The following is a 20,533-nucleotide window of genomic DNA, read 5'->3' as shown; positions in this document are numbered from 1 at the left end:
TCCAATTTCCCGAGGGACTGCATTTCATGTCTTTCACGCGGCGCCAGGTGCTCGGCGGTTTGACCGGTCTGGTTGTGGTAGGGGTAGGCGCTGGCGGCGCTCGCTGGTGGCTGGGGCGGCCACAGGTGGCCAAAGCATATGACTACGAGCTGATCGCGGCGCCGCTGGATGTCGAGTTGGTGCCAGGGCATGTCACGCCTGCGCTAGCCTATGGCGGCCAATTTCCAGGCAAGGAGATCCGGGCGCGGCAAGGCGAGTGGCTGCGTGTCCGTTTCACTAATCATCTCGATCAGCCCACCACGATTCACTGGCATGGCATTCGTCTGCCCATCGAGATGGATGGCGTACCGTATATCTCGCAGGCACCAGTGCTGCCGGGCGAGAGTTTCGTTTATCAGTTCAAGACGCCGGACGCCGGAACCTATTGGTATCACCCGCATGTCGCCAGTAGTGAGCAACTGGGGCGAGGCTTGGAAGGACCGCTCATTGTCGAAGAGCGTGAGCCGCCCGGCTTTGCGCACGACATGACGTTGTGCCTGAAGAACTGGCATGTGGATGATCAAGGAGCCTTTACAGCGTTCAGCATTCCTCGAGAGGCGGCTCGCGTAGGCACGCTGGGTCGGCTGACCACAGTAAACGGAAAGCACGTTCCCACCATTGATCTGCCCGCGGGTGCAGTGGTGCGTTTGCGGATTCTGAACGTGGATAACACGGCAACCTACCGATTGAACCTGACGGATGTCGAGGCGCGTATTTACGCGCTGGACGGCCATCCTATCGAGCCTCGGGCGTTTGGCGATGAGTACCTGCTAGGCCCTGGTATGCGTATCGATCTGGCATATAGGGTACCGGCAGCCGGGACAGAGGTGTCCCTGCGTAACGGCCCGCTGCGATTGGCCACCCTGGGGTCTACCGATCAGGGCGCCCAGCCTGGAGAATGGCCGCGGCCCTTGCCGCCAAACCCTGTCAGCGAGCCGGACCTTGAACGCGCGGAAACCGTAAGCTTTCGCTTCGAATGGGTAGCGACTCTGGCCAGCGACCCGGCGTACTGCGGCAAGGCGATGTACTGGCAGATCAACGGCCAGGCTGGTAGCGAGCATAAGGAAGGGGACCCGCATCCAGCGTTGGCGAAGCTCAAGCTTGGGCAGAGTTACATCCTTGAGTTTCGTAACATGGCCCAGTATTTCCATCCTGTGCATCTGCATGGGCTGACCTTCAAGGTCTTGAGCTCGGATCGGCATCCCGTGACGCCGTACTATACCGACACCTACCTGCTCGGCAAGAACGAGACAGCTCGGGTAGCGCTGGTGGCCGATAATCCAGGACAATGGATGCTTCACTGCCATGTGATCGACCACATGGAAACCGGCCTCATGGGGACCATTGAGGTCAGCTGACGTTTGAGCTTGTCATGAATCGTATGCGCCGTTTCCCTCCCATTATTGACCGTAGTCAGGATGAGCTTTTCATGCGAGAGGCGCTGGCCTTGGCGGCTGAAGGGGCATCCCTGGGTGAGGTGCCTGTCGGTGCGGTATTGGTTCATGAGGGACGGATCATTGGACGCGGCTTCAATCAGCCCATTACCGGCCATGATCCCAGCGCCCATGCAGAAATGCAGGCCATTCGTGCAGCGGCCTTGGCGCTGGAAAACTATCGTCTACCGGACACTACCTTATATGTAACCCTTGAGCCGTGCAGCATGTGTTCAGGGCTTCTGGTGCACGCCCGGATCCAGCGTCTGGTATATGGTGCACGTGAGCCGCGTGCCGGTGCGGTAGAAAGCCGTGGGCAGTTCTTCAAGCAGGATTTTCTGAACCATCGCGTTATTGTTGAGGGCGGCCTTCTGGCTGAAGAGTGTGGCGCCTTGCTGACCGACTTCTTCCGGGCGCGTCGGAGTAAATCCTAAGGCGCATTGGCCTTTTTCTTTCGCTTCGGCTTGGCCTCCTCGCCAATCAGGCTTAGATCCCATTTGCCCAGGCTTTCCTTCAGGCCTAGCGCCACTGTGAGCCGGTCGGCATCGAACGGCGCGTGGACATTGGCATCATTATCAAAATAGCAGTAGATGTCTCGGCTCTCCTGTGTCGGCAACCGATGTGCCTGGTCAATCAGCTGGGCATCGTCCGGCTCTCCACCTTGCGCCCAAGCCTGAATGCGAGACGTCCAATAGTGCAGCGCTTCATCCGAGTAGCGGCTTGAATAGAGCTGCTCGTGACCGTGCAGGCGTATATAAAGAAAGTCTGCCGTGACATCCTCCCGGTACAGCCACTTGCCCGCTGTGTCGGCAATTACCAGCGCCACGTTATAGCGCCGCAGTAGTTCGACAAAAGCGGGGTCGATAAAGCTCTCATGCCGGATCTCGACGGCATGGCGCAAGGGGCGATTGGCATCGATACTCAGGCTGCAGCGGCCCTCCATGCGCGCCTCACAATGCAGGGCGAGCGCCTGGGCGGTCTGGGTGTCCTGAGGCAGGAGCTTTAGAAATGCCTCAAACCGCTCAGGCTCGAACTTCAAATTAGCTGGAAACTGCCAGAGGATAGGTCCCAGTTTCTCCTTGAGCTCAAAGATGCCGGAGGCCAGAAAATTGGCCATCGCTTTTTCGATATCTTTTAGGCGCAGGATATGCGTGATGTAGCGCGGACCTTTGACGCTGAAAAGAAAGTTTTCTCCGGTTTCTGCATACCAGCTGGCGTAGCTCTGAGGGCGCTGAAGCGAATAGAAGGAGCCATTGATCTCGATTGTAGACAGCGCTCGTGAGGCAAAGCGCAGCTCCTTGTTTTGAGTCAGCCCTTCAGGATAGAAAACACCCCGCCAAGGCACGTAGCGCCAGCCGGAAATACCAATACGGATCTGCGCAGCCATAGAGAACTCCTCAACTCGTCTCTTCTTCGGACTGCGCGGAGGGGAGTGGGGTTCGGCTAGGCTTCAGCCAGCGTTCGCATGCGTTCGACTACCGCACGTAGGCCATTGCCACGAGAGGCGGAGAGTTGCCGCTCCAGCCCTAGTTGGCCCAGCCAGTCATGAATATCCAGCACGGCCAGTTCTTCCTGGGTCAGTCCATTGGCTCGGACCAAGAGTACAGCCAGCAGGCCACGTAGAATGCGAGAATCGCTGCCCGCTCGAAAGAAATGCTGCTTTCCATCCTGCTTGTGAGTGACCCAGACCTGACTTTCACAGCCATAGACCCGATCTTCGTCTCGTCGGGTTTCAACATCGGGCAAGCGTGTCGCCCACTGCAGCAAGAGGCGTGAACGGGCTTCCCACCCGTTGGCGGAAGAAAAGGCATCCAGCGCAGCCTGCGCCTCAGTCGTCAAACCTGTCATCGTAGTAGCTCCAAGGCATTATCCAGCGCCATGAAGAAGCGCTCCAGATCCGTTGAGTCACTATACAGACCGAGAGAAATCCGCAGCGAGCCTGCCTCGCCCAGGCGCTTGAACAGCGGCATGGCGCAATGATTGCCCGCCCGCACGGCAATGCCTTGCTCGGCCAACATATGGGAAAGATCAGCCACATGTATGCCATCAACCACTACGCTGGCCAGGGCAATCTGCGGCTCGCCCAATACACGAACACCTTCGCGAGCCGCCAGTCCGGCCTGTAGCTTCACGCACAACGCCTGCTCATGACCAAAAATGGATGACTCGTCTTGTGCGCTGAGCCAATCCAATGCTGCCCCCAAGCCAATGGCTGCACCAACAGGCGGTGTCCCGGCCTCCAGCCCCATGGGAGCAGAATGAAACTCAGCGTGTTCATAATCGGCGTTACGCACCATCTCGCCACCAAACTGCCAGGGCGCAAGAGCTGCCAGGGCCTCGGCATGTCCCCAGAGTACCCCTATGGCCTCTGGTGCGTAGAGCTTATGGCCGGAAAATACATAGAAATCCGCGCCCAGGTCCTTGGGACTGTGGCGGCCATGAACCACGCCTTGAGCGCCATCCACAACGAACCAGGCGCCTTGATCGTGGGCCAGACGGGAGAGCTCGGCCAGCGGCTGCCAGGTTCCCAATACGTTCGACAGCTGGCTGATGGCAACCAGACGCGTGCGTGGGCCGATCAGTTCACTGGCTCGATTGAGGTCGATATGGCCCGAGTCTGTAAGCGGCAATACGATCAACTCTACCCCCTGGCGCCGAGCCAACTGCTGCCAGGGCAGAAGGTTGGCATGATGCTCCAGGGCACTGACCACAATTTCATCGCCGGGCTTGAAGTGATGCTCAAGCCCGTAGGCTATCAGGTTGAGCCCTTCCGTCGTGCCGCGAGTAAACACGACTTCCCTAGAACTGGAAGCGCCTAGCCAGCGGGCCACCTTGTCGCGTACGGACTCATAGGCCTGGGTGGCGCGCTCGCCAGGGCGGTGCTGAGCGCGATGAACATTGGCGGCGCCGCGGGCATAGTACGCTGTGAGCGCATCCAGTACAGCCTTGGGCTTTTGCGCTGTGGCCGCAGTGTCCAGATAAGTGATGCCGTCTTCTTCAAAGGCAGCAAGGGCCGGAAAGTCGGTGCGCCAGGGGGAGGGCAAGGTCATGGCTTCAACTTTTGGAAACGGATGAAAAAAAGCCGCCCGGCCGTGAGCCGGCGGGCGGCCTACTTACAGGTCTGGACCCGGTACCAAGGTACCGGGTTCCATGACTCAGTTATGCGCGTGCAGGGCTTCGTTTAGCTCGATTGCACTCTTGTTGGTTTTGCACTCGACCGCGCCGGTCTGGGAGTTGCGGCGGAACAGAAGATCATTCTGGCCTGCCAGATCGCGCGCCTTGACCACCTGTACCTGCTGGTTCTGATCATCCAGCACAATCACCTTGGTGCCCGCTGTTACATACAGGCCGGATTCCACTGTGCAGCGATCACCCAGCGGAATGCCGATGCCCGCATTGGCACCGATCAGGCAGCCCTCGCCAACGCTGATCACGATATTGCCGCCGCCAGACAAAGTACCCATGGTGGAGCAGCCGCCGCCCAGATCCGAACCCTTGCCGACGAATACACCCGCCGAGACGCGGCCTTCGACCATGTTCGGGCCCGCCGTACCGGCATTGAAGTTTACGAAGCCCTCATGCATGACGGTTGTGCCTTCACCGATATAAGCGCCCAGACGAACACGGGCGGTATCGGCGATGCGCACGCCACTGGGAACGACATAGTCGGTCATCTTCGGGAATTTATCGACGGAGAACACTTCCAGCAATTTGCCGCGCAGACGGGCTTCCAGTTGCTCGGAAGGCAGTTCTGCCAGGTCGATGGCACCCTGATTGGTCCAGGCAACATTCGGCAGCAGGGCAAAGATGCCGCTCAGGTTGAGGCCGTGCGGCTTGACCAGGCGATGCGACAGCAAATGCAGCTTCAGGTACGCCTCAGGCGTTGAGGAGGGCGCAGCGTCTTCCGCCAGAATCGTGGCAACTAGCGGCTTGGCGCTTTCAGCCAGACGGGTTAGCAGCGCCATCTGAGTCTGAGCGTTCTCTACACCACGCAAGGCATCGGCCAGAGAGCGCGCCTGAGACGGCGTAAAGGCGATGGTTTGGTTCCCGCCTGCATAATTGAGAACCGGCGTGATGGCCGCAATCAGTTCTGCCGAGGGGTTCAACAGGGGCTGGGCATAGAAGACTTCGAGCCAGGCGCCGTCGCGATTTTGCGTGCCGACACCAAAGGCCAGGCTGAACACATTCTGAGACATGAAACTTTCCTTCTAAACAAATAAGGTCAGGCCGGACGCCGGCTGAGAAGTAATCCCACACCGGCACTACCCAGAAGGGCGGCACAACCACGGTTGAACAGACGCTTGGCACGCTCACCAGCCAACAGGCGGCCGAGACGTGCTCCGGCGAAGGCGTAAATCGCAATGGCGAAGCATTCCATGATCAGAAACGCTGCGCCCAATTGAGTAAACTGCTGCCCAAGCGGCTCACCCACCACTACAAACTGCGGAAGAAACGCGGTAAACAGCAAAATAGCTTTGGGGTTGCCTGCAGCGATCAGAAACTCCTGACGCATCAACTTCCAGAGGTCTGCCTTGATGACTTCGTCAGGAGATGGAGCGTCCGTCGAGGTGTTGGCAGTCCATAAGCGGATGGCAGTCCAGATGAGGTACACCGCACCTACAAGCTTGATCGCAGTAAAGAGCCAGGCCGACGTCAACAATACGAGCGCCAGGCCTGAGCCCGCCAGCGCGATCATGCCGGCAAAGGCAATCAGTCGGCCCAAGGTGCCGATACAGGCCGCTGCAAAGCCGAAGCGGGCAGCATTATTGACGGACAGCAGATTGTTCGGCCCAGGCGCCATGTTCAATGCGAAACAGGAAGGTATGAATAGTGCCCAGGCAATCGACATGTCAGCGGTCCAGTTCAGCCGAGTAGAGTTCCGGCTTGAAGCCTAGTACGCGACGCTCTCCCAGGTCCAGTACAGGACGCTTGATCATGGAGGGCTGCGCCAACATGAGCTCGATGGCACGGGCCTCATCAATATCTGCCTTTTGTTCGTCAGGCAGTTTTCTGAACGTAGTGCCGGCGCGGTTCAGCACCTTTTCCCAACCAAGCTCACGGCACCAGGTTGAAAGCGTTTCCCGGTCGATGCCGCTGACCTTGTAGTCGTGAAAATGATAGGTCACGCCATGTTCGTCGAGCCATGTGCGCGCCTTTTTCATGGTGTCGCAGGCCTTTATGCCATACAAGCTCAATGTGCCGTTCGTGTCGGGCATTCCTGGCCTCCCACCCTTGTAAAGTAATCGCCAAATAGGAATGTCAGAGTATGCCATGTAGAGGTGGGCTGTGCGCCTATCGACGCAATCTATAACAAGGCGCTAAGGCATTGCCTAAGCTCTCTACGCACTCTATACGATAGGAATATGAAGAAATGGCGATCGACCTGAACCACAGACCCAGACTGAGCGATATGCGCCGACTCGCACCGCAGGAGGCAGCGCCTGCGGTTGATCTTGAGGCCAGGCAGCAGGGCCCTCGTATCACTGATGCCGAGTCGCTGTCCGAGCGCCCAGGATATGCCGCCGACTTTCTTGGTGAATTCAGCGTACCCTGGCCTACCATGAGCGATGAGCGTGCCGGGGACGTGCTGCCTGTTTCAGGTTCCGCCGAAAATCGGCTCGACTATATGCATTTCTCTATCACCATGTCGGCGTCACGCCGGCTGGCGTTCTACGTTGGCGTCAATATCGATGGTGCTCAGTCCGTTTCGGTCGAGCGGGGCAAGGATCGCTGGTCCTATGACGGACGTATCCCGCTGGAAGCCCAGATTGGCGAAGACCTGTACGCCAATAACCTGCTGGATCGCGGACACCTTGTTCGTCGTGAGGACCCTAACTGGGGGAATGAGGCGGAAGTTGCCAACCGTGACACCTTTCATTTCACCAACTGCTCTCCGCAGATGGCCGGCTTCAATCAGAAGAACTGGCTGGATCTGGAGAACTATCTGCTGGAAAACACCCGGCGCTGGAAGGAGCGAGCGACGGTATTTACCGGGCCGGTTTTCCGGGACGATGACCGGCGCTATCGAGGTGTGCTGATCCCGTCTGCATTTTGGAAGGTAGTTGTCTTTTTATCCGATGACGGAAAACCATCTGCAACCGCCTACATGATCGATCAATCTAGCGAGCTGGGACAGCTGGATGCCGCGTTCGGACGCTTCCGAACCTATCAGCGCAGTGTTCGTCGTATCGAACAGCTGACAGGTATCAATTTTGGCCCACTCTCCCGTTACGACGGTTTTTCCAACGAGGAGGCCATGACAGGGACACGGATCGAGGCTGAGCTTCACACATTGGCCGACATACGGGTTTGATGGCTTAACGCCTTGCAGCTCAAGACGTTGGCCTCTTGAGTTGCAATCGTTTTCTGCCAAGCGGACACAAGGTAAGGAACTCACCCGCCAGGCAGGGGCCAAATTGTACAACCTGTACAATTATTAACTGCCAGATGTGCTGACGTATGCAGACCACTACACGAGCCACGACGAGCCGACAGGCTGTGTTAACGCCGTACGCCCTTGAGCCATCCCGTCATCTTTATTTTTCTCTGCTTGAACAGAAACCCGCGGCTGACGCGCTCGAAAAGGCTCGGCACTATCTTGACGAGCAGCTGAGTGCGACTCGACCTATGCCATCCGATTTGCCGGAGGATCCGCAAGGGCTAGAGCGCTGGATGCTACAAAGTACCGAGCAGGTAGGTCAGGAGTACCGAGCCTATCTTAAGTCGCGAAAGGCAGGCGCCCCTCGTCGTTATTTCACGAGTAAATCCCATGCGCTCTACTTTTTGAGAGGGGTTGCCCCGACCAAACTGGTAGACGGCGCCTGGCTGTACGGTATTTTGCAGCGCTGGAATGACACCCGTTTCACTGCACCTATCCAGATCTATCTGGAAGAGTTGGGCGAGGGTTTGCCAGACAAGAATCATGTCGTCCTGTATAAGAAATTGCTGGCCAGTAACGGTTGTGAAGACTGGGATGGCCTGAGCGATGATCATTATGTTCAGGGCGCGATCCAGCTGGCGCTGGCCTATAACGCCGAGCATTTCCTGCCCGAGATCATTGGCTTCAACCTCGGCTATGAACAGTTGCCGCTTCATCTGCTCATTACCTCTTACGAGTTGAATGAGCTTGGGATCGATCCTTATTACTTTACGTTGCACGTGACGGTCGATAACGCCGGTACCGGTCATGCAAAGAAGGCCCTGCAGGCCGTTCATGACGCCATGCCGGTAGAAGATCGCGAAGCATTCTATCGACGTGTAGCTCAGGGCTATCTGCTCAATAACCTGGGCGCAGGCACAACGTCTGTCATTGGCTCGTTCGATCTTGAACAGGAGGTTATTTCGCTACTGGCAGAGAAAAGCACCGTCGGCAAATACGTGCATTCTGATTACTGCCGAATCGGTGGGCGCAATGTAAGTGAGTGGCTGGCCGATCCAGCTCAGATACCGGCCTTTCTTGAAGCCATGGAGGCTCAAGGCTGGATCAAGCGCCATGAAGACCCACAAAACAGCCGTTTCTGGAAGCTCATACAAGGTGAGCGTGCCGAAATGTTTGGTGTGTTTACTGCCTATGAGCAGCAGCTTATTCATGACTGGATTGCGGGTGATCTGGTGCACACCGGTGCCAAGGTAATAGCCAAGGACCAGGCAGGGCAGGACCGAGTTGCTATCTTGCCTAAGCGGGAGCTGAGCTTTCGCGCCAAGCAGCGCCAGCAGGAAGCGCTTTGTCAAAGCGCAGGCGATAATGCGGCCTCAAATGCCTCCATTGGAGAGGTAAATGACTTTGACAGCGAAGCCGCAGCGTTGGAGCAACGCTTGGCGTGCCAGCCGACTCGCGAAGCGGGTATGGCGCTTCTGATCGAGATGATGTCGCCAGCCAATCACCATACCGCCTCTGGACTGTTGGCCACACGCCTCTTCAACAAGCTTTTCAACTGACCATCCAACGACAGGGCCCAACGAGGGCCCTGTCCTGTTTCTAAAGGATCAAACTGCGTGACGGATACACAGATGCGCGAACAGCCTGCAATCTCCAAACACTCGGTCCAACCTTTTCGTCTCCTGATCGAAGCATTACGCGACGCTCATTACCAATTCATCACAATAACGCCGGCCTCACATGCCCGCGTCAATAGTCGCCCCGGCAACGAGTGGGCGAAGGACTTGCAAGGTATTTTTGGCTGGAGTCGGCCTTTCAAACAGGGGCTCATTTCACCCGAGCTTTTCGAAGCCATGCAGGCCGCCGACATCCTGGAATCCTACCAGGATGGTTGGCGCAGCAAGGTTCGTGTGTCGACTTTGGGCGATCAGCTGTTCGTCCACTCCGCTTATCCTACGGACGAGGCGGATGCAGTGTTCTTTGGTCCAGATACCTATCGCTACGCCAACGCTATCGAAGCCCAGCTGCGCTTCGAAACTGGGCAGATCCGGCGGGCAGTCGATATCGGCAGTGGTGCAGGCCCGGGTGCGATACTTGTCGCGCTGGCGAGGCCAGGCGCCGAGGTCTTGGCTGTTGATATCAACGATCGCGCGCTCCGCTTTACTGAAATCAATGCGGACATGGCTGAGGCGACCAATGTGGTGGCTCGGCATAGCAATCTGCTGAATGATGTTGAAGGCGAGTTCGATCTTATTATTTCCAATCCGCCTTATCTGGTCGACCCTACCGAACGCGCCTATCGCCACGGGGGCGGGCCGCTGGGAGCCGGACTCTCTCTTTCCATTCTGGACGCCGCGCTGGAGCGCTTGGCACCAGCGGGAACCTTGCTGCTGTATACCGGCGTGGCCATGGTGGGCAGCCAGGATCCGTTCCTAGAGGCTGTCCAGGAGCGGTTAGCCAAAACAGATTTGGTCTGGCGTTATCGTGAGATGGACCCGGATGTCTTCGGTGAAGAACTGGAATCCGGTGTTTATGCACAGGCCGACCGCATCGCGGCTGTAACCCTGACCGTTACCCGCCCTGCCTGAAACTGTCTTTCAACGTGACGTCCTCTTAGTTGAGGGCGTCCAGTTGGCGCCAGCACGACGTACTGGCGAGCCTTGGGTGAGGTGTATGACCTCATGACACCTCATGCCTACCGTTTGGGCGCGGCATTGCCGAACGTGTCTTTGCAGGGCTTGTCGATAGGGATCGTGTCGTACAGATCGGGCGGATCGGCTCGGTAGCCAGCGGAGAGAAGCGGTGACACTCGTTTATACCATCTTGATCATGCTGCTTGTGGTGGGCGCGACCCGCTTGAGTGCTCAGTTTCTTCCCGTGCCGCTTCCACTGATCCAGGTCGTTGTCGGGGCGTTACTGGCGTTGCCATCCCTGGGCTTGCATGTCGCGCTTGATCCTGAACTGTTCATGCTCTTATTCATTCCGCCACTTCTGTTCTCCGATGGGTGGCGCATGCCGAAGCGCGAACTCTGGCGGCTTCGGGCGCCTATCCTGACGCTGGCGTTTGGTCTGGTATTCATCACCGTTTTGGCCGCTGGCGCCTTTATTCACTGGCTGGTGCCTGGCTTGTCCTGGCCGGTAGCCTTTGCACTGGCCGCGGTTCTGTCGCCGACCGATGCCGTTGCGGTGTCCGGAATTGCACGTGGGAAACTGCCCAAGCGGCTGATGCATATCCTGCAGGGTGAAGCACTTTTCAATGATGCGTCCGGTCTTGTCACCTTTCGCTTTGCCGTAGCGGCTGCCATGACGGGCGTATTTTCGCTGGCAGATGCGAGTCTGACGTTTCTCATGGTTGCCATTGGCGGTCTCTTTACAGGGGCGGCGCTCAGCTGGCTGACAGGGCAGGCCCGTAACTGGCTGGTCGAGCATGGGTGGACGGATCCTGCACCCTATGTCGTCTTCTTGCTTCTATTGCCATTTGCCGCTTATGTCATTGCCGAACACCTGGGCTTCTCAGGCATTCTTTCTGCGGTTGCCGCCGGGCTTGTGCAAAGCCGTATCGACATGCTGCCCAGGCAGTCGCGTACTCGATTGCTCAACCACAGTATCTGGTCGATGCTGGAGTTCACCTTCAATGGGCTGGTGTTCCTGCTCTTGGGCCTGCAGCTGCCCGACATCATTGCTGCCGTGCTCAAGCCTTCCGAGCATGTCTACAAAACGCTAGGGTGGCTGATGGGGGAGGTGACTCTGATCTTCCTGGCGCTGATCCTGCTGCGTTACTTGGTCATGAACCTGTATTGGCGCATCTCCCGACATCATGAGGCTATGCCGGGCAATGATTTCCAACGTACCGCAATTATTGCGTCAATTGCAGGTGTACGCGGGGCCGTGACGCTGGCAGGTGTACTGTCTCTACCCATTATTCTCGCGAATGGACAGCCATTCCCCCAGCGCGATGTCCTGATCTTTATTGCTGCGGGCGTAATCCTGCTGTCCCTGCTGGCGGCCAGCATTGGATTACCCCTGCTGCTGCGTGGACTAAGTGTGGGTACCAATGAGGCTGCCGACCGTGAGCGCCGAGAGATTCGGCGTAATACGGCAGAAGCGGCTCTTCGCGCCCTTGAGGCGGAAAACATTGATGACGAAGATCCTGCGCGTGCGGGATTGAAGGCGGAAATCAAGACGCAGCTCATGGCCGAGTTTCGCGAACAGCTTGATATCTACCAGGACACGGAGGAGGTTCAGGCGCGTGCCCGAACCAGTCTGTTTATTGAAACGCAGCTGCGGTTGCTGGCTATCCGGGCTCAGCGTCGGGAGCTCTATCGTATGCGCTTGTCTGGCGTAATCGACGATGAAATCGTCGCTGAAGTCCTGAGTGATCTGGACTTCAGCGAGGCGACACTGATGCGCAGCCTGCCAGCTTCAACGGCAGGCTGAGCAGGCGTCAGCGGCTGCAGAATGCGCGGATACGCTCGGCTGCTTCGATACACTCGTTCAGAGGTGCTACCAAGGCCATGCGAACCCGATTGGCACCAGGATTCACGCCGTCCACCGTCCGGGAAAGGTAGGAGCCTGGCACAACGGTAACATGTTCCTTTGCGTATAGCTCACGGGCGAAGGACTCGTCATCTAACGGTGTCTTAGCCCAGAGGTAAAAACCTCCGTCCGGGCGCTCGACCTCCAATACATCTTTTAGTATTGCCAGCACAGCGTCGAATTTTTCCCGGTAAAGCACGCGGTTCTCGCGTACGTGGATCTCATCGCTCCATGCGGCAATGCTGGCGCGCTGTACCTGGATCGGCATGGCGCAGCCGTGGTAGGTCCGATACAGCAGGAAGCGTTTGAGAATCTCAGCGTCCCCTGCAACGAAGCCTGAGCGCAAACCAGGTAGATTCGAGCGCTTGGACAGGCTGTGAAAGACCACGCAACGGCTGAAGTCCTTACGACCTAACTCCGCGCAGGCTGTCAAAAGGCCAGCAGGTGGGTTGTTTTCATCGAAATACAACTCGCTATAGCACTCATCTGCTGCAATCACGAAGTCATGCTGGTCGGCCAGCTCGATCAAACGCTTCAAGGTCTCGACAGGCAACAATGCTCCGGTTGGGTTGCCAGGAGAGCACAGGAACAGCAACTGGCAGCGATCCCATATTTCGGCTGGAACGGCATCGAAGTCAGGATTAAAACCTTTCTCGGGCAGGCAGGGCAGGTAGTGCGGCAGCGCACCAGCCAGCAGCGTGGCGCCTTCATAGATCTGATAGAAAGGGTTGGGGCTTACTACCAGCGCGCCTTCCTGGCGATTCACCACCGCCTGTGTAAAGGAGAAAAGCGCTTCGCGCGTGCCGGTTACCGGTAAGGCATGCTGAGCTGCATCCATCCAGCCGGTCGGTACACGAAAACGCTGCTCGCACCACGTCACAATCGCTTCGCGCAAAGCAGGCAGTCCGGCTGTTGTTGGATAGACCGCCAATTGGTCAAGGTGCTCGGTCAGCGCTTTTGCGACAAACGCTGGGGAGGGGTGTTTAGGTTCGCCGATTGATAACGCGATGGCCTTTTTATCTGCTGGTGGCTGGACACCTGCCAGCAGCGCGCGCAGTTTTTCGAAAGGGTAGGGCTGGAGCAGGTTCAAGGCATCGTTCATATACAGGTCTCGCGAGTGCAGCCTGGCCTTAGGCTGAGTTGTCCATTAGATACTGATGCGTAGCAACGGCGTTTCTGAGCCATTGGCCCCGCTTAGGTTTTTGATCAGCGCTTGTTGAAGTTGCTCGCACAGCTTCGGATCCGACAGGGGCTGCCCTTGAGCATCCGTAACATAAAAGACGTCTTCAACACGCTCGCCCAACGTGGCGATTTTGGCATTCTGAACCGACAGATCGAAATCCAGGAATATACCGCCCACGCGAGCCAACAGGCCCGGGCGATCAGGGGCGGTCAGCTCAATCAGGCTCACGGCGCGCTGAGCATCCGTATAGATATTCACGTGTGGCGCGAACGCAAAATGCTTGAGCTGACGAGGGACACGTCGGTTGATGATGTTGGGGTACTCTTCAGGGGTCTTCAGGGTCTGGATCAAGCCGCTTCTGATCTGCTGGATACGGGCCGGATTATTGCCGATAGAGCCTCCGTCCGCGTCGAGTACAACGTAGGTATCCAGGGTAAACTGGCTGGTGGACGTAATAATACGCGCGTCCTGGATGCTCAGGTTCAGCTGGTCCATTGCCGCCACAGTCACGGCAAAGAAGTCGTGCTGGTCCTGCGCATAAATGAAGATCTGGGTACCGCCTTCAAACTCGCGTTGGGTAGTCTCCTTGATCAGGATCAGCGGATTACCGTCATTGGGATGACTCAAAATAGCTTCGGTGTGCCACGCTACATCGCTGGCAGTGTGACGCAGGAAATAGTCGTCGCCGAGCTGTCCCCACAGGTGTTCGGCATCATCTTGATCGATGCCATTACGCACCAGGATATCGATGGCTGAACTCTGTGTCTGGCGAATTTGCTCTTCACGTTCTACCGGATTCTCAAGTCCGCGGCGCAAGGCACGCTTGGTCTCGGTATACAGCTGCCGCAGGAGGCTGGCGCGCCAGGAGTTCCAGAGGTTGGGGTTGGTCGCGTTGATATCTGCCACAGTGAGCGCATAGAGGTAATCCAGATGGACCTGGTCGCCTACCGTCTGTGCAAAGTCATGAATCACCAGGGGGTCAGACAAATCCTTGCGCTGCGCTGTGGTCGACATCGCCAAGTGATTGCGTACCAGCCAACAGATTAGGTTGCTGTCCCATTCGGGTAGCTGATGGCGGCGGCAGAACGCTTCGGCATCTACGGCGCCCAGCTCCGAATGATCACCGCCTCGACCCTTGCCAATGTCATGGTAAAGACCGGCAATATAGATCAACTCCGGTTTAGGCAGCTTGTTCATCACCCGCGTGGCCAGGGGATACTTTTCCGTCATCTCCGGTCGGTTCAGTTTGCGCAGATGCTTGATCAAATTGAGTGTATGCGCATCGACCGTATAGATATGGAACAGGTCATGCTGCATCTGACCGATGATTTGGCCGAACTCCGGCAAGTACAGGCCAAGAATACCGTAGCGGTTCATACGGCGAAGGTTGCGATGAATGCCTTCGCGGCTCTTGAACAACTCGATAAATAAGCTGGTGTTGCGGATGTCATGTCGGAATTCGTCATTGATCAGATGACGGTGGTCGCGAAGCAACCGGATCGTACCCGCAGAAACACCCTTGATTTCCGGGTGCTGAGCCATCAGCACGAAAATTTCCAGCAGTGCAAAGGGGGTACGCTTGAATACCTCCGGATGCGTAACCTCAATATAGCCGTCCCGTAACTGGAAACGGCTGTTAAGAGGCTGCGTTGGCTCGCTTTCGTCATCCCGCAGGATGGCCTCCTCAAAGTGCTGCATGACAACATCGTTGAGCTGGGCAATGTCCATGACCACGCGATAATACTTCTGCATGAAGCGCTCAACGGCCAGCTTCGCATCGCTGTCTTCATAACCCAGGAGGCCGGCGATGCGGCGCTGATGATCAAACAGAAGGCGATCCTCAGGGCGGCCTGCCAGCATATGCAGGGCGTAACGCACCTTCCACAGGAACTCCTGACTGGAAGCCAGCAGCGAACATTCGCTTTCAGTCAGAAAACCCTGACCAACCAGCGCATGCAGGTTCAGCGTCCCGAAATGGCGACGTGCAACCCACAAGAGTGCCTGGATATCACGTAATCCACCCGGTGAGCCTTTGACGTTGGGCTCAAGGTTGTATTCCGTGTCGTTGTACTTGGCATGCCGGGCTTTCTGCTCATCCCGCTTTGCCAGAAAGAAATCACGGCTGGGCCACATTCGCTTGGGGCTGGTTACATCCAGCATCCTCAGACGAAGGGCTTCCGGGCCGGCAATGGTACGGCACTCCATCAGATTGGTGATGACGGTCAGGTCGGCCCTGGCCTCATCCGCGCACTCCTGAACCGAGCGCACACTCTGTCCGACAGCAAGGCCGATATCCCATAGCAACGTCAGGAAGCCCTCAATGGCTTCCCGATGCGCTTCCTGATCTTCCGAGCCCAGTAAAATGAGCAAGTCGATGTCTGATTGCGGATGCAGCTCGCCGCGGCCATACCCCCCTACGGCGAGCAAGGCAATCTGTGCATTACCCCAGTTCAGTCGTTGCCAGGCTTCGCACAGTATCTGGTCAACGAACCAGGCTCGATCCTCAACCAGGCGACGCGTGCTGCGCCCGGCTGAAAATCGCTCGTCCAATACCTCATTTGCCTTGCGGATCGCCTTTTTGAATGCGGCGATGGGGCTGGTCTTTAATGCGAGTTCAGCCTGAAACTGTCCGCGGTCGAACAGTTCGGGATCTACCTGGGGCATACCCGTATTACCTCATGCGGGGGTGCGGGAAATGGTTTCGTCTTTGCGCAGTGTCAGAATTTCATAGCCATCGGCGGTAACCAGTACGGTGTGTTCCCACTGAGCAGACAGCTTGCGGTCCTTGGTGATGGCCGTCCAACCGTCACCAAGCAGCTTGGTTTCAGCGCGGCCCTGGTTGATCATCGGCTCAATGGTGAAGATCATGCCTTCCTTGAGTTCAAGGCCTGTTCCAGTACGCCCATAGTGAACAACCTGCGGCTCCTCATGAAAGCCCTTTCCGATACCATGACCACAATACTCGCGCACCACGGAAAAACCCTGTTTTTCAGCGTGCTTCTGAATGATTTCGCCAATATCACCCAGCCGGGCGCCGGGGCGAACAACCGAAATACCTTTATATAGGCACTCCTGAGTTACCTCACAGAGTCGCTTTGCCCACTCGGCCACTTCGCCGACGCAGTACATCTTGCTGGTATCGCCGTGGTAGCCGTCTTTGATAACCGTTATATCCACGTTAAGGATGTCGCCTTTCTTGAGTGGCTTGTCATTGGGGATGCCATGACAGACGACATGATTAAGCGAAGTACAAATGGACTTGGGGTAGCCCTTGTAATTGAGTGGCGCCGGAATAGCCTGTTGCACATTGACGATATAGTCGTGGCAAAGCTTATTCAGCTCTTCGGTCGTAACGCCCGGCTTAACATGCTCATCCAGCATTTCCAGTACATCAGCCGCCAGTTGGCCGGCGATACGCATTTTCTCGATGTCTTCGGGAGTCTTGATAATAACGGTCATTAGAATCTCTAAGCGCTGCGCAGGCAGCCTGCATATGAACTAAAATAAGAGGGTTGGACAGGATTCTAACAAACCTGTCCTTCGTCACCATCCCAATCGCATTAGTCTGCCATGGTTTAATTCGGCTGACTTCTGTGGTATAAAGCGCGGCGCTTTTCGGGCAATAGCCCTAAAACGCCCTAAACCCCACACACGTATCGGCACGATGGCCTGGGTGCTCTGCAAGGAGTTGGTCATTGGGATGCGTGGAGGCCCAACCCGACTTATTGAGGAAATATCAATGTCCCAAGTCAACATGCGCGACATGCTGAAGGCCGGTGTGCACTTCGGCCACCAGACCCGTTACTGGAACCCGAAAATGGGTAAGTACATTTTCGGCGCGCGTAACAAGATTCACATCATCAACCTCGAAAAGACTCTGCCAATGTTCAACGAAGCGCTGAGCTTTGTTGAGCGCCTGGCTTCTGGCAAGAACAAGATCCTGTTCGTTGGTACCAAGCGTTCCGCTGGCAAGATCGTTCGCGAAGAAGCTGCTCGTTGTGGCATGCCTTTCGTGGATCACCGCTGGTTGGGCGGTATGCTGACGAACTATAAGACTATTCGTCAGTCCATCAAGCGTCTGCGTGAGCTTGAAGTTCAGGCTGAAGACGGCACCTTCACCAAGCTGACCAAGAAAGAAGCGCTGATGCGCACTCGCGATCTCGAGAAGCTCGAGCGCAGCTTGGGTGGTATCAAGGAAATGGGCGGTCTGCCGGACGCTCTGTTCGTTATCGACGTTGATCACGAGCGCATCGCGATCACCGAAGCGAACAAGCTTGGTATCCCGGTTATCGGTGTTGTTGATACCAACAGCAGCCCTGAAGGCGTTGATTACATCATCCCGGGTAACGATGACGCCTTCCGCGCTGTCCAGCTGTACCTGAGCGCCACGGCTGATGCCGTACTGCGTGGTAAGCAGAACGCAGGTGCAACACCTGAAGAGTTCGTTCAAGAAGCAGCGAGCGAAGCTGCTGAAGGCTGATTGACCCTGTCGTAAAGACTTGGACATTCAGTGAGCAGGAAGGGGGCTAGGCCCCCTTTTTGCCACTCAGAGAATTACTGCCCTAGGGCATTGGTTTAGACACTGATTCAAGAGGATTCGAGCATGGCAGAGATTACTGCGGCCCTGGTCAAAGAACTGCGTGAGCGTACCGGCCTTGGCATGATGGATTGCAAGAAGGCGTTGACTGCTGCCGGCGGCGACATCGAGAAAGCCATCGATGATATGCGTGCAGCTGGCGCCATCAAGGCGGCCAAGAAGGCTGGTAACATCGCTGCTGAAGGTGCGATTGCTGTCAAGGTTTCCGACGACAACAAGGCTGCTCTGATCATCGAAGTCAACTCCCAGACTGACTTCCTGGCTCTGCAGGATGACTTCAAGGCTTTCGTTGCAGATAGCTTGAATAAGGCGTTCGATCAGAAGCTGACTGATGCTGCTCCGCTGGTAGAGTCCCAGGAAGAGGCGCGTCTGGCGCTGGTTTCCAAGACAGGCGAAAACGTCACTATTCGTCGCCTGACTCGTGTGGAAGGTGATGTGATAGGTGCCTACCTGCACGGCCACCGCATCGGTGTTGTCGTTGCTCTGAACGGTGGTACGCCTGAGCTGGCTCGTGATATCGCGATGCACATTGCCGCAAGCAACCCTCAGTTCCTGAACCCTTCCCAGGTTTCTGAAGAAGCGATCGCCAAGGAAAAAGAAATCTTCCTGGCGCTGAACGCAGACAAGATTGCTGGCAAACCGGAAAATATTGTTGAAAACATGGTCAAAGGCCGTATCAACAAGTTCCTGGCTGAGGCAAGCCTGGTTGAGCAGCCTTTTGTAAAGGATCCAGAAGTCAAGGTTGGCGATCTGGCCAAGAAGGCTGGCGCTGAAATCGTTTCCTTCGTCCGTTACGAAGTAGGTGAAGGTATCGAGAAAGCCGAAGTGGACTTCGCAGCTGAGGTGGCCGCTCAGGTCGCAGCCAGCAAGCAGTAAGACGCTATCGATGCTGAAAAAGAGGCTGCCCGCCACCGCGTGCGGCCTCTTTTTTCAAGTAGCGAAGGTATGGGTTTTCTTTTTTATTTGGTAACGATCCCACTATCGATGCGTCAACGCTGACGTTCCGGTTCGGTAATGGGAAAATGATTTGTTTTTTATTATTTCAAATCGTCGCAGGAGAGACTGAATGGCTCAGCAGATGAGTGGTCGCCAACCCCGTTACAAACGTATTCTGCTTAAACTCAGCGGCGAAGCCCTAATGGGATCCGAAGATTTCGGGATTGACCCAAAAGTGCTTGATCGTATGTCCTTGGAAATCGGTCAGCTTGTTGGTATCGGTGTTCAGGTCGGGCTGGTGATTGGTGGTGGTAACCTGTTCCGTGGGGCTGCGTTGTCAGCCGCAGGTATGGACCGTGTTACGGGTGACCATATGGGTATGCTGGCTACCGTTATGAATGCGCTGGCCATGCGTGATTCCCTGGAGCGCTCCAATATCCCGGCAACTGTTATGTCAGCCATCTCCATGGTGGGTGTGACTGATCAGTATGATCGCCGTAAGGCTATGCGTCAGTTGCAGAACGGCGAGGTGGTTATTTTCTCGGCTGGTACGGGTAACCCATTCTTTACCACTGATTCGGCTGCCTGCTTGCGTGCTATCGAAGTTGAGGCTGATCTGGTGCTTAAGGCAACCAAGGTCGATGGCGTGTACACTGCAGATCCTTTCAAGGATCCGAATGCGGAAAGGTTCGATCGCTTGACGTATGACGAAGTGCTCGACCGTAAGCTGGGCGTGATGGACCTGACAGCAATCTGTCTGTGTCGTGATCATAAGATGCCGCTTCGGGTGTTCAATATGAATAAATCCGGCGCCTTGCTGAATATTGTTGTAGGCGGCGGAGAAGGTACTTTGATCGAAGAGGGCACAGTATGATCAATGAAATAAAGCAAGAAGCTCAAAGCCGAATGACCAAGACCATTGAAGCGCTTGGTCACGCTTTCGCCAAGATCCGTACTGGACGCGCTCATCCAAGCATTCTTGATAGCGTTATGGTGTCCTATTACGGTAGTGACACGCCGCTGCGCCAGGTGGCCAATGTGACCGTGGAAGATTCCCGTACGTTGGCGCTGACTGTTTTTGATAAAAGCATGATTCAGGCTGTTGAAAAAGCCATCATGACTTCGGATCTGGGACTGAACCCCGCGACAGCCGGGACTACCATTCGCGTCCCGATGCCGGCTCTAACTGAGGAAACTCGAAAGGGTTTCACTAAGCAGGCGCGCCAGGAGGCTGAACAGGCTCGTGTTTCCGTGCGGAATATTCGCCGTGATGCGCTGGCTCAGCTGAAGGATCTGCTCAAGGAAAAGGAAATCAGCGAAGACGAAGAGCGTCGTGCGCAGGATGAGATCCAGAAATTGACTGATAAATATGTCGCTGAGGTCGATAAGGCCTTGGAGGCTAAGGAAACTGATTTGATGGCCGTTTGACG

General features: G+C 56.3%; 19 protein-coding genes. 10 read left to right on the top strand and 9 right to left on the bottom strand.

Annotation, left to right across the window (positions count from 1 at the left end; all coding sequences use genetic code 11):
* The first annotated feature begins 26 nt into the window (after nucleotides 1-26).
* Both QWJ10_RS01375 and tadA read left to right on the top strand, forming a co-directional pair.
* Nucleotides 27-1,397 (top strand): multicopper oxidase family protein, encoded by a 1,371-nt coding sequence (locus QWJ10_RS01375; protein ID WP_289923774.1) that lies wholly within the window; start codon nucleotides 27-29, stop codon nucleotides 1,395-1,397.
* Between the two features lie 23 nt (nucleotides 1,398-1,420).
* Entirely contained in the window at nucleotides 1,421-1,906 is a 486-nt protein-coding gene (gene tadA / locus QWJ10_RS01370; protein WP_125889499.1) for a tRNA adenosine(34) deaminase TadA, read from the top strand.
* On the opposite strand, the gene QWJ10_RS01365 is transcribed toward tadA, so the two are convergent.
* The 6 genes from QWJ10_RS01365 to QWJ10_RS01340 form a co-directional block, all read right to left on the bottom strand.
* On the bottom strand, nucleotides 1,903-2,859 hold the full coding sequence (locus QWJ10_RS01365; protein ID WP_010797364.1) for a DUF72 domain-containing protein: 957 nt from the start codon (nucleotides 2,857-2,859) through the stop codon (nucleotides 1,903-1,905). The genes tadA and QWJ10_RS01365 overlap by 4 nt on opposite strands.
* 56 nt (nucleotides 2,860-2,915) lie before the next feature.
* Nucleotides 2,916-3,320 (bottom strand): SufE family protein, encoded by a 405-nt coding sequence (locus QWJ10_RS01360; RefSeq protein ID WP_197871947.1) that lies wholly within the window; start codon nucleotides 3,318-3,320, stop codon nucleotides 2,916-2,918.
* Entirely contained in the window at nucleotides 3,317-4,522 is a 1,206-nt protein-coding gene (locus tag QWJ10_RS01355) for a cysteine desulfurase (protein WP_289923769.1), read from the bottom strand. Before QWJ10_RS01355 ends, QWJ10_RS01360 begins: the two co-directional genes overlap by 4 nt.
* A 105-nt stretch (nucleotides 4,523-4,627) precedes the next feature.
* Nucleotides 4,628-5,668: a 2,3,4,5-tetrahydropyridine-2,6-dicarboxylate N-succinyltransferase gene (gene dapD / locus QWJ10_RS01350; RefSeq protein WP_289923768.1), complete on the bottom strand. Its 1,041-nt coding sequence runs from the start codon at nucleotides 5,666-5,668 to the stop codon at nucleotides 4,628-4,630.
* A 26-nt stretch (nucleotides 5,669-5,694) separates the two neighbouring features.
* Nucleotides 5,695-6,321 (bottom strand): LysE family translocator, encoded by a 627-nt coding sequence (locus QWJ10_RS01345; RefSeq protein ID WP_122043262.1) that lies wholly within the window; start codon nucleotides 6,319-6,321, stop codon nucleotides 5,695-5,697.
* A gap of 1 nt (nucleotide 6,322) precedes the next feature.
* A complete protein-coding gene (locus tag QWJ10_RS01340; protein ID WP_122043261.1) occupies nucleotides 6,323-6,688 on the bottom strand; it encodes an ArsC family reductase in 366 nt (121 codons plus the stop codon).
* 155 nt (nucleotides 6,689-6,843) lie between these two features.
* On the opposite strand from QWJ10_RS01340, the gene QWJ10_RS01335 reads away from it, so the two are divergent.
* The 4 genes from QWJ10_RS01335 (at nucleotide 6,844) to QWJ10_RS01320 (ending at nucleotide 12,288) form a co-directional block, all read left to right on the top strand.
* The gene (locus tag QWJ10_RS01335; protein ID WP_289923765.1) at nucleotides 6,844-7,785 is read left to right on the top strand and encodes a DNA/RNA non-specific endonuclease; all 942 of its coding nucleotides are present in this window, start codon (nucleotides 6,844-6,846) and stop codon (nucleotides 7,783-7,785) included.
* A 146-nt stretch (nucleotides 7,786-7,931) separates the two neighbouring features.
* Nucleotides 7,932-9,410, top strand: coding sequence for an iron-containing redox enzyme family protein (locus QWJ10_RS01330; RefSeq protein ID WP_289923763.1), 1,479 nt, complete (start codon nucleotides 7,932-7,934; stop codon nucleotides 9,408-9,410).
* A 72-nt stretch (nucleotides 9,411-9,482) separates the two neighbouring features.
* Nucleotides 9,483-10,439, top strand: a complete 957-nt coding sequence (locus tag QWJ10_RS01325) for a class I SAM-dependent methyltransferase (protein WP_289924528.1) — start codon at nucleotides 9,483-9,485, stop codon at nucleotides 10,437-10,439.
* A 214-nt stretch (nucleotides 10,440-10,653) separates the two neighbouring features.
* Nucleotides 10,654-12,288 carry a Na+/H+ antiporter gene (locus QWJ10_RS01320; protein WP_289923760.1) on the top strand — a complete coding sequence of 545 codons (1,635 nt, stop codon included), beginning with the start codon at nucleotides 10,654-10,656 and terminating at the stop codon, nucleotides 12,286-12,288.
* 7 nt (nucleotides 12,289-12,295) lie between these two features.
* Here the strand turns inward: QWJ10_RS01320 and dapC are convergent, their stop codons facing one another.
* Genes dapC through map form a run of 3 tightly spaced genes read right to left on the bottom strand, consistent with a single transcriptional unit; the run spans nucleotide 12,296 to nucleotide 17,029 of the window.
* Nucleotides 12,296-13,489, bottom strand: a complete 1,194-nt coding sequence (gene dapC / locus QWJ10_RS01315; RefSeq protein WP_289923758.1) for a succinyldiaminopimelate transaminase — start codon at nucleotides 13,487-13,489, stop codon at nucleotides 12,296-12,298.
* Between the two features lie 45 nt (nucleotides 13,490-13,534).
* The gene (locus QWJ10_RS01310; protein WP_289923757.1) at nucleotides 13,535-16,234 is read right to left on the bottom strand and encodes a [protein-PII] uridylyltransferase; all 2,700 of its coding nucleotides are present in this window, start codon (nucleotides 16,232-16,234) and stop codon (nucleotides 13,535-13,537) included.
* Nucleotides 16,235-16,246: 12 nt separating this feature from the next.
* The gene (map, locus tag QWJ10_RS01305; RefSeq protein ID WP_289923755.1) at nucleotides 16,247-17,029 is read right to left on the bottom strand and encodes a type I methionyl aminopeptidase; all 783 of its coding nucleotides are present in this window, start codon (nucleotides 17,027-17,029) and stop codon (nucleotides 16,247-16,249) included.
* A 280-nt stretch (nucleotides 17,030-17,309) separates the two neighbouring features.
* Between map and rpsB the strand changes: the two genes are divergently transcribed.
* From rpsB to frr, 4 genes are all read left to right on the top strand, one after another.
* Nucleotides 17,310-18,050, top strand: coding sequence for a 30S ribosomal protein S2 (gene rpsB, locus QWJ10_RS01300; protein ID WP_019364435.1), 741 nt, complete (start codon nucleotides 17,310-17,312; stop codon nucleotides 18,048-18,050).
* A gap of 123 nt (nucleotides 18,051-18,173) precedes the next feature.
* On the top strand, nucleotides 18,174-19,043 hold the full coding sequence (gene tsf / locus QWJ10_RS01295; protein ID WP_010797378.1) for a translation elongation factor Ts: 870 nt from the start codon (nucleotides 18,174-18,176) through the stop codon (nucleotides 19,041-19,043).
* Between the two features lie 190 nt (nucleotides 19,044-19,233).
* Nucleotides 19,234-19,977, top strand: coding sequence for a UMP kinase (pyrH, locus tag QWJ10_RS01290; protein WP_010797379.1), 744 nt, complete (start codon nucleotides 19,234-19,236; stop codon nucleotides 19,975-19,977).
* Entirely contained in the window at nucleotides 19,974-20,531 is a 558-nt protein-coding gene (frr, locus tag QWJ10_RS01285) for a ribosome recycling factor (protein ID WP_019364436.1), read from the top strand. Before pyrH ends, frr begins: the two co-directional genes overlap by 4 nt.
* The last annotated feature ends 2 nt before the right edge of the window (nucleotides 20,532-20,533 follow it).

Origin of the sequence: Pseudomonas sp. WAC2, from assembly GCF_030403525.1 — a bacterium.
GTDB lineage: Bacteria > Pseudomonadota > Gammaproteobacteria > Pseudomonadales > Pseudomonadaceae > Chryseomonas > Chryseomonas luteola.
The sequence above is the reverse complement of the archived record's forward strand: the minus strand, read 5'-3'. Positions and strand labels throughout refer to the sequence as shown.

Coding starts and splice junctions, on each gene's coding strand:
- QWJ10_RS01360 (WP_197871947.1), bottom strand. CDS start 3,320: ATGACAGGTTTGACGACTGAGGCGCAGGCTGCGCTGGATGCCTTTTCT.
- QWJ10_RS01345 (WP_122043262.1), bottom strand. CDS start 6,321: ATGTCGATTGCCTGGGCACTATTCATACCTTCCTGTTTCGCATTGAAC.
- QWJ10_RS01325 (WP_289924528.1), top strand. CDS start 9,483: ATGCGCGAACAGCCTGCAATCTCCAAACACTCGGTCCAACCTTTTCGT.
- QWJ10_RS01330 (WP_289923763.1), top strand. CDS start 7,932: ATGCAGACCACTACACGAGCCACGACGAGCCGACAGGCTGTGTTAACG.
- map (WP_289923755.1), bottom strand. CDS start 17,029: ATGACCGTTATTATCAAGACTCCCGAAGACATCGAGAAAATGCGTATC.
- QWJ10_RS01335 (WP_289923765.1), top strand. CDS start 6,844: ATGGCGATCGACCTGAACCACAGACCCAGACTGAGCGATATGCGCCGA.
- rpsB (WP_019364435.1), top strand. CDS start 17,310: ATGTCCCAAGTCAACATGCGCGACATGCTGAAGGCCGGTGTGCACTTC.
- frr (WP_019364436.1), top strand. CDS start 19,974: ATGATCAATGAAATAAAGCAAGAAGCTCAAAGCCGAATGACCAAGACC.
- dapD (WP_289923768.1), bottom strand. CDS start 5,668: ATGTCTCAGAATGTGTTCAGCCTGGCCTTTGGTGTCGGCACGCAAAAT.
- QWJ10_RS01340 (WP_122043261.1), bottom strand. CDS start 6,688: ATGCCCGACACGAACGGCACATTGAGCTTGTATGGCATAAAGGCCTGC.
- tsf (WP_010797378.1), top strand. CDS start 18,174: ATGGCAGAGATTACTGCGGCCCTGGTCAAAGAACTGCGTGAGCGTACC.
- dapC (WP_289923758.1), bottom strand. CDS start 13,489: ATGAACGATGCCTTGAACCTGCTCCAGCCCTACCCTTTCGAAAAACTG.
- pyrH (WP_010797379.1), top strand. CDS start 19,234: ATGGCTCAGCAGATGAGTGGTCGCCAACCCCGTTACAAACGTATTCTG.
- QWJ10_RS01375 (WP_289923774.1), top strand. CDS start 27: ATGTCTTTCACGCGGCGCCAGGTGCTCGGCGGTTTGACCGGTCTGGTT.
- QWJ10_RS01365 (WP_010797364.1), bottom strand. CDS start 2,859: ATGGCTGCGCAGATCCGTATTGGTATTTCCGGCTGGCGCTACGTGCCT.
- QWJ10_RS01310 (WP_289923757.1), bottom strand. CDS start 16,234: ATGCCCCAGGTAGATCCCGAACTGTTCGACCGCGGACAGTTTCAGGCT.
- QWJ10_RS01355 (WP_289923769.1), bottom strand. CDS start 4,522: ATGACCTTGCCCTCCCCCTGGCGCACCGACTTTCCGGCCCTTGCTGCC.
- tadA (WP_125889499.1), top strand. CDS start 1,421: ATGCGCCGTTTCCCTCCCATTATTGACCGTAGTCAGGATGAGCTTTTC.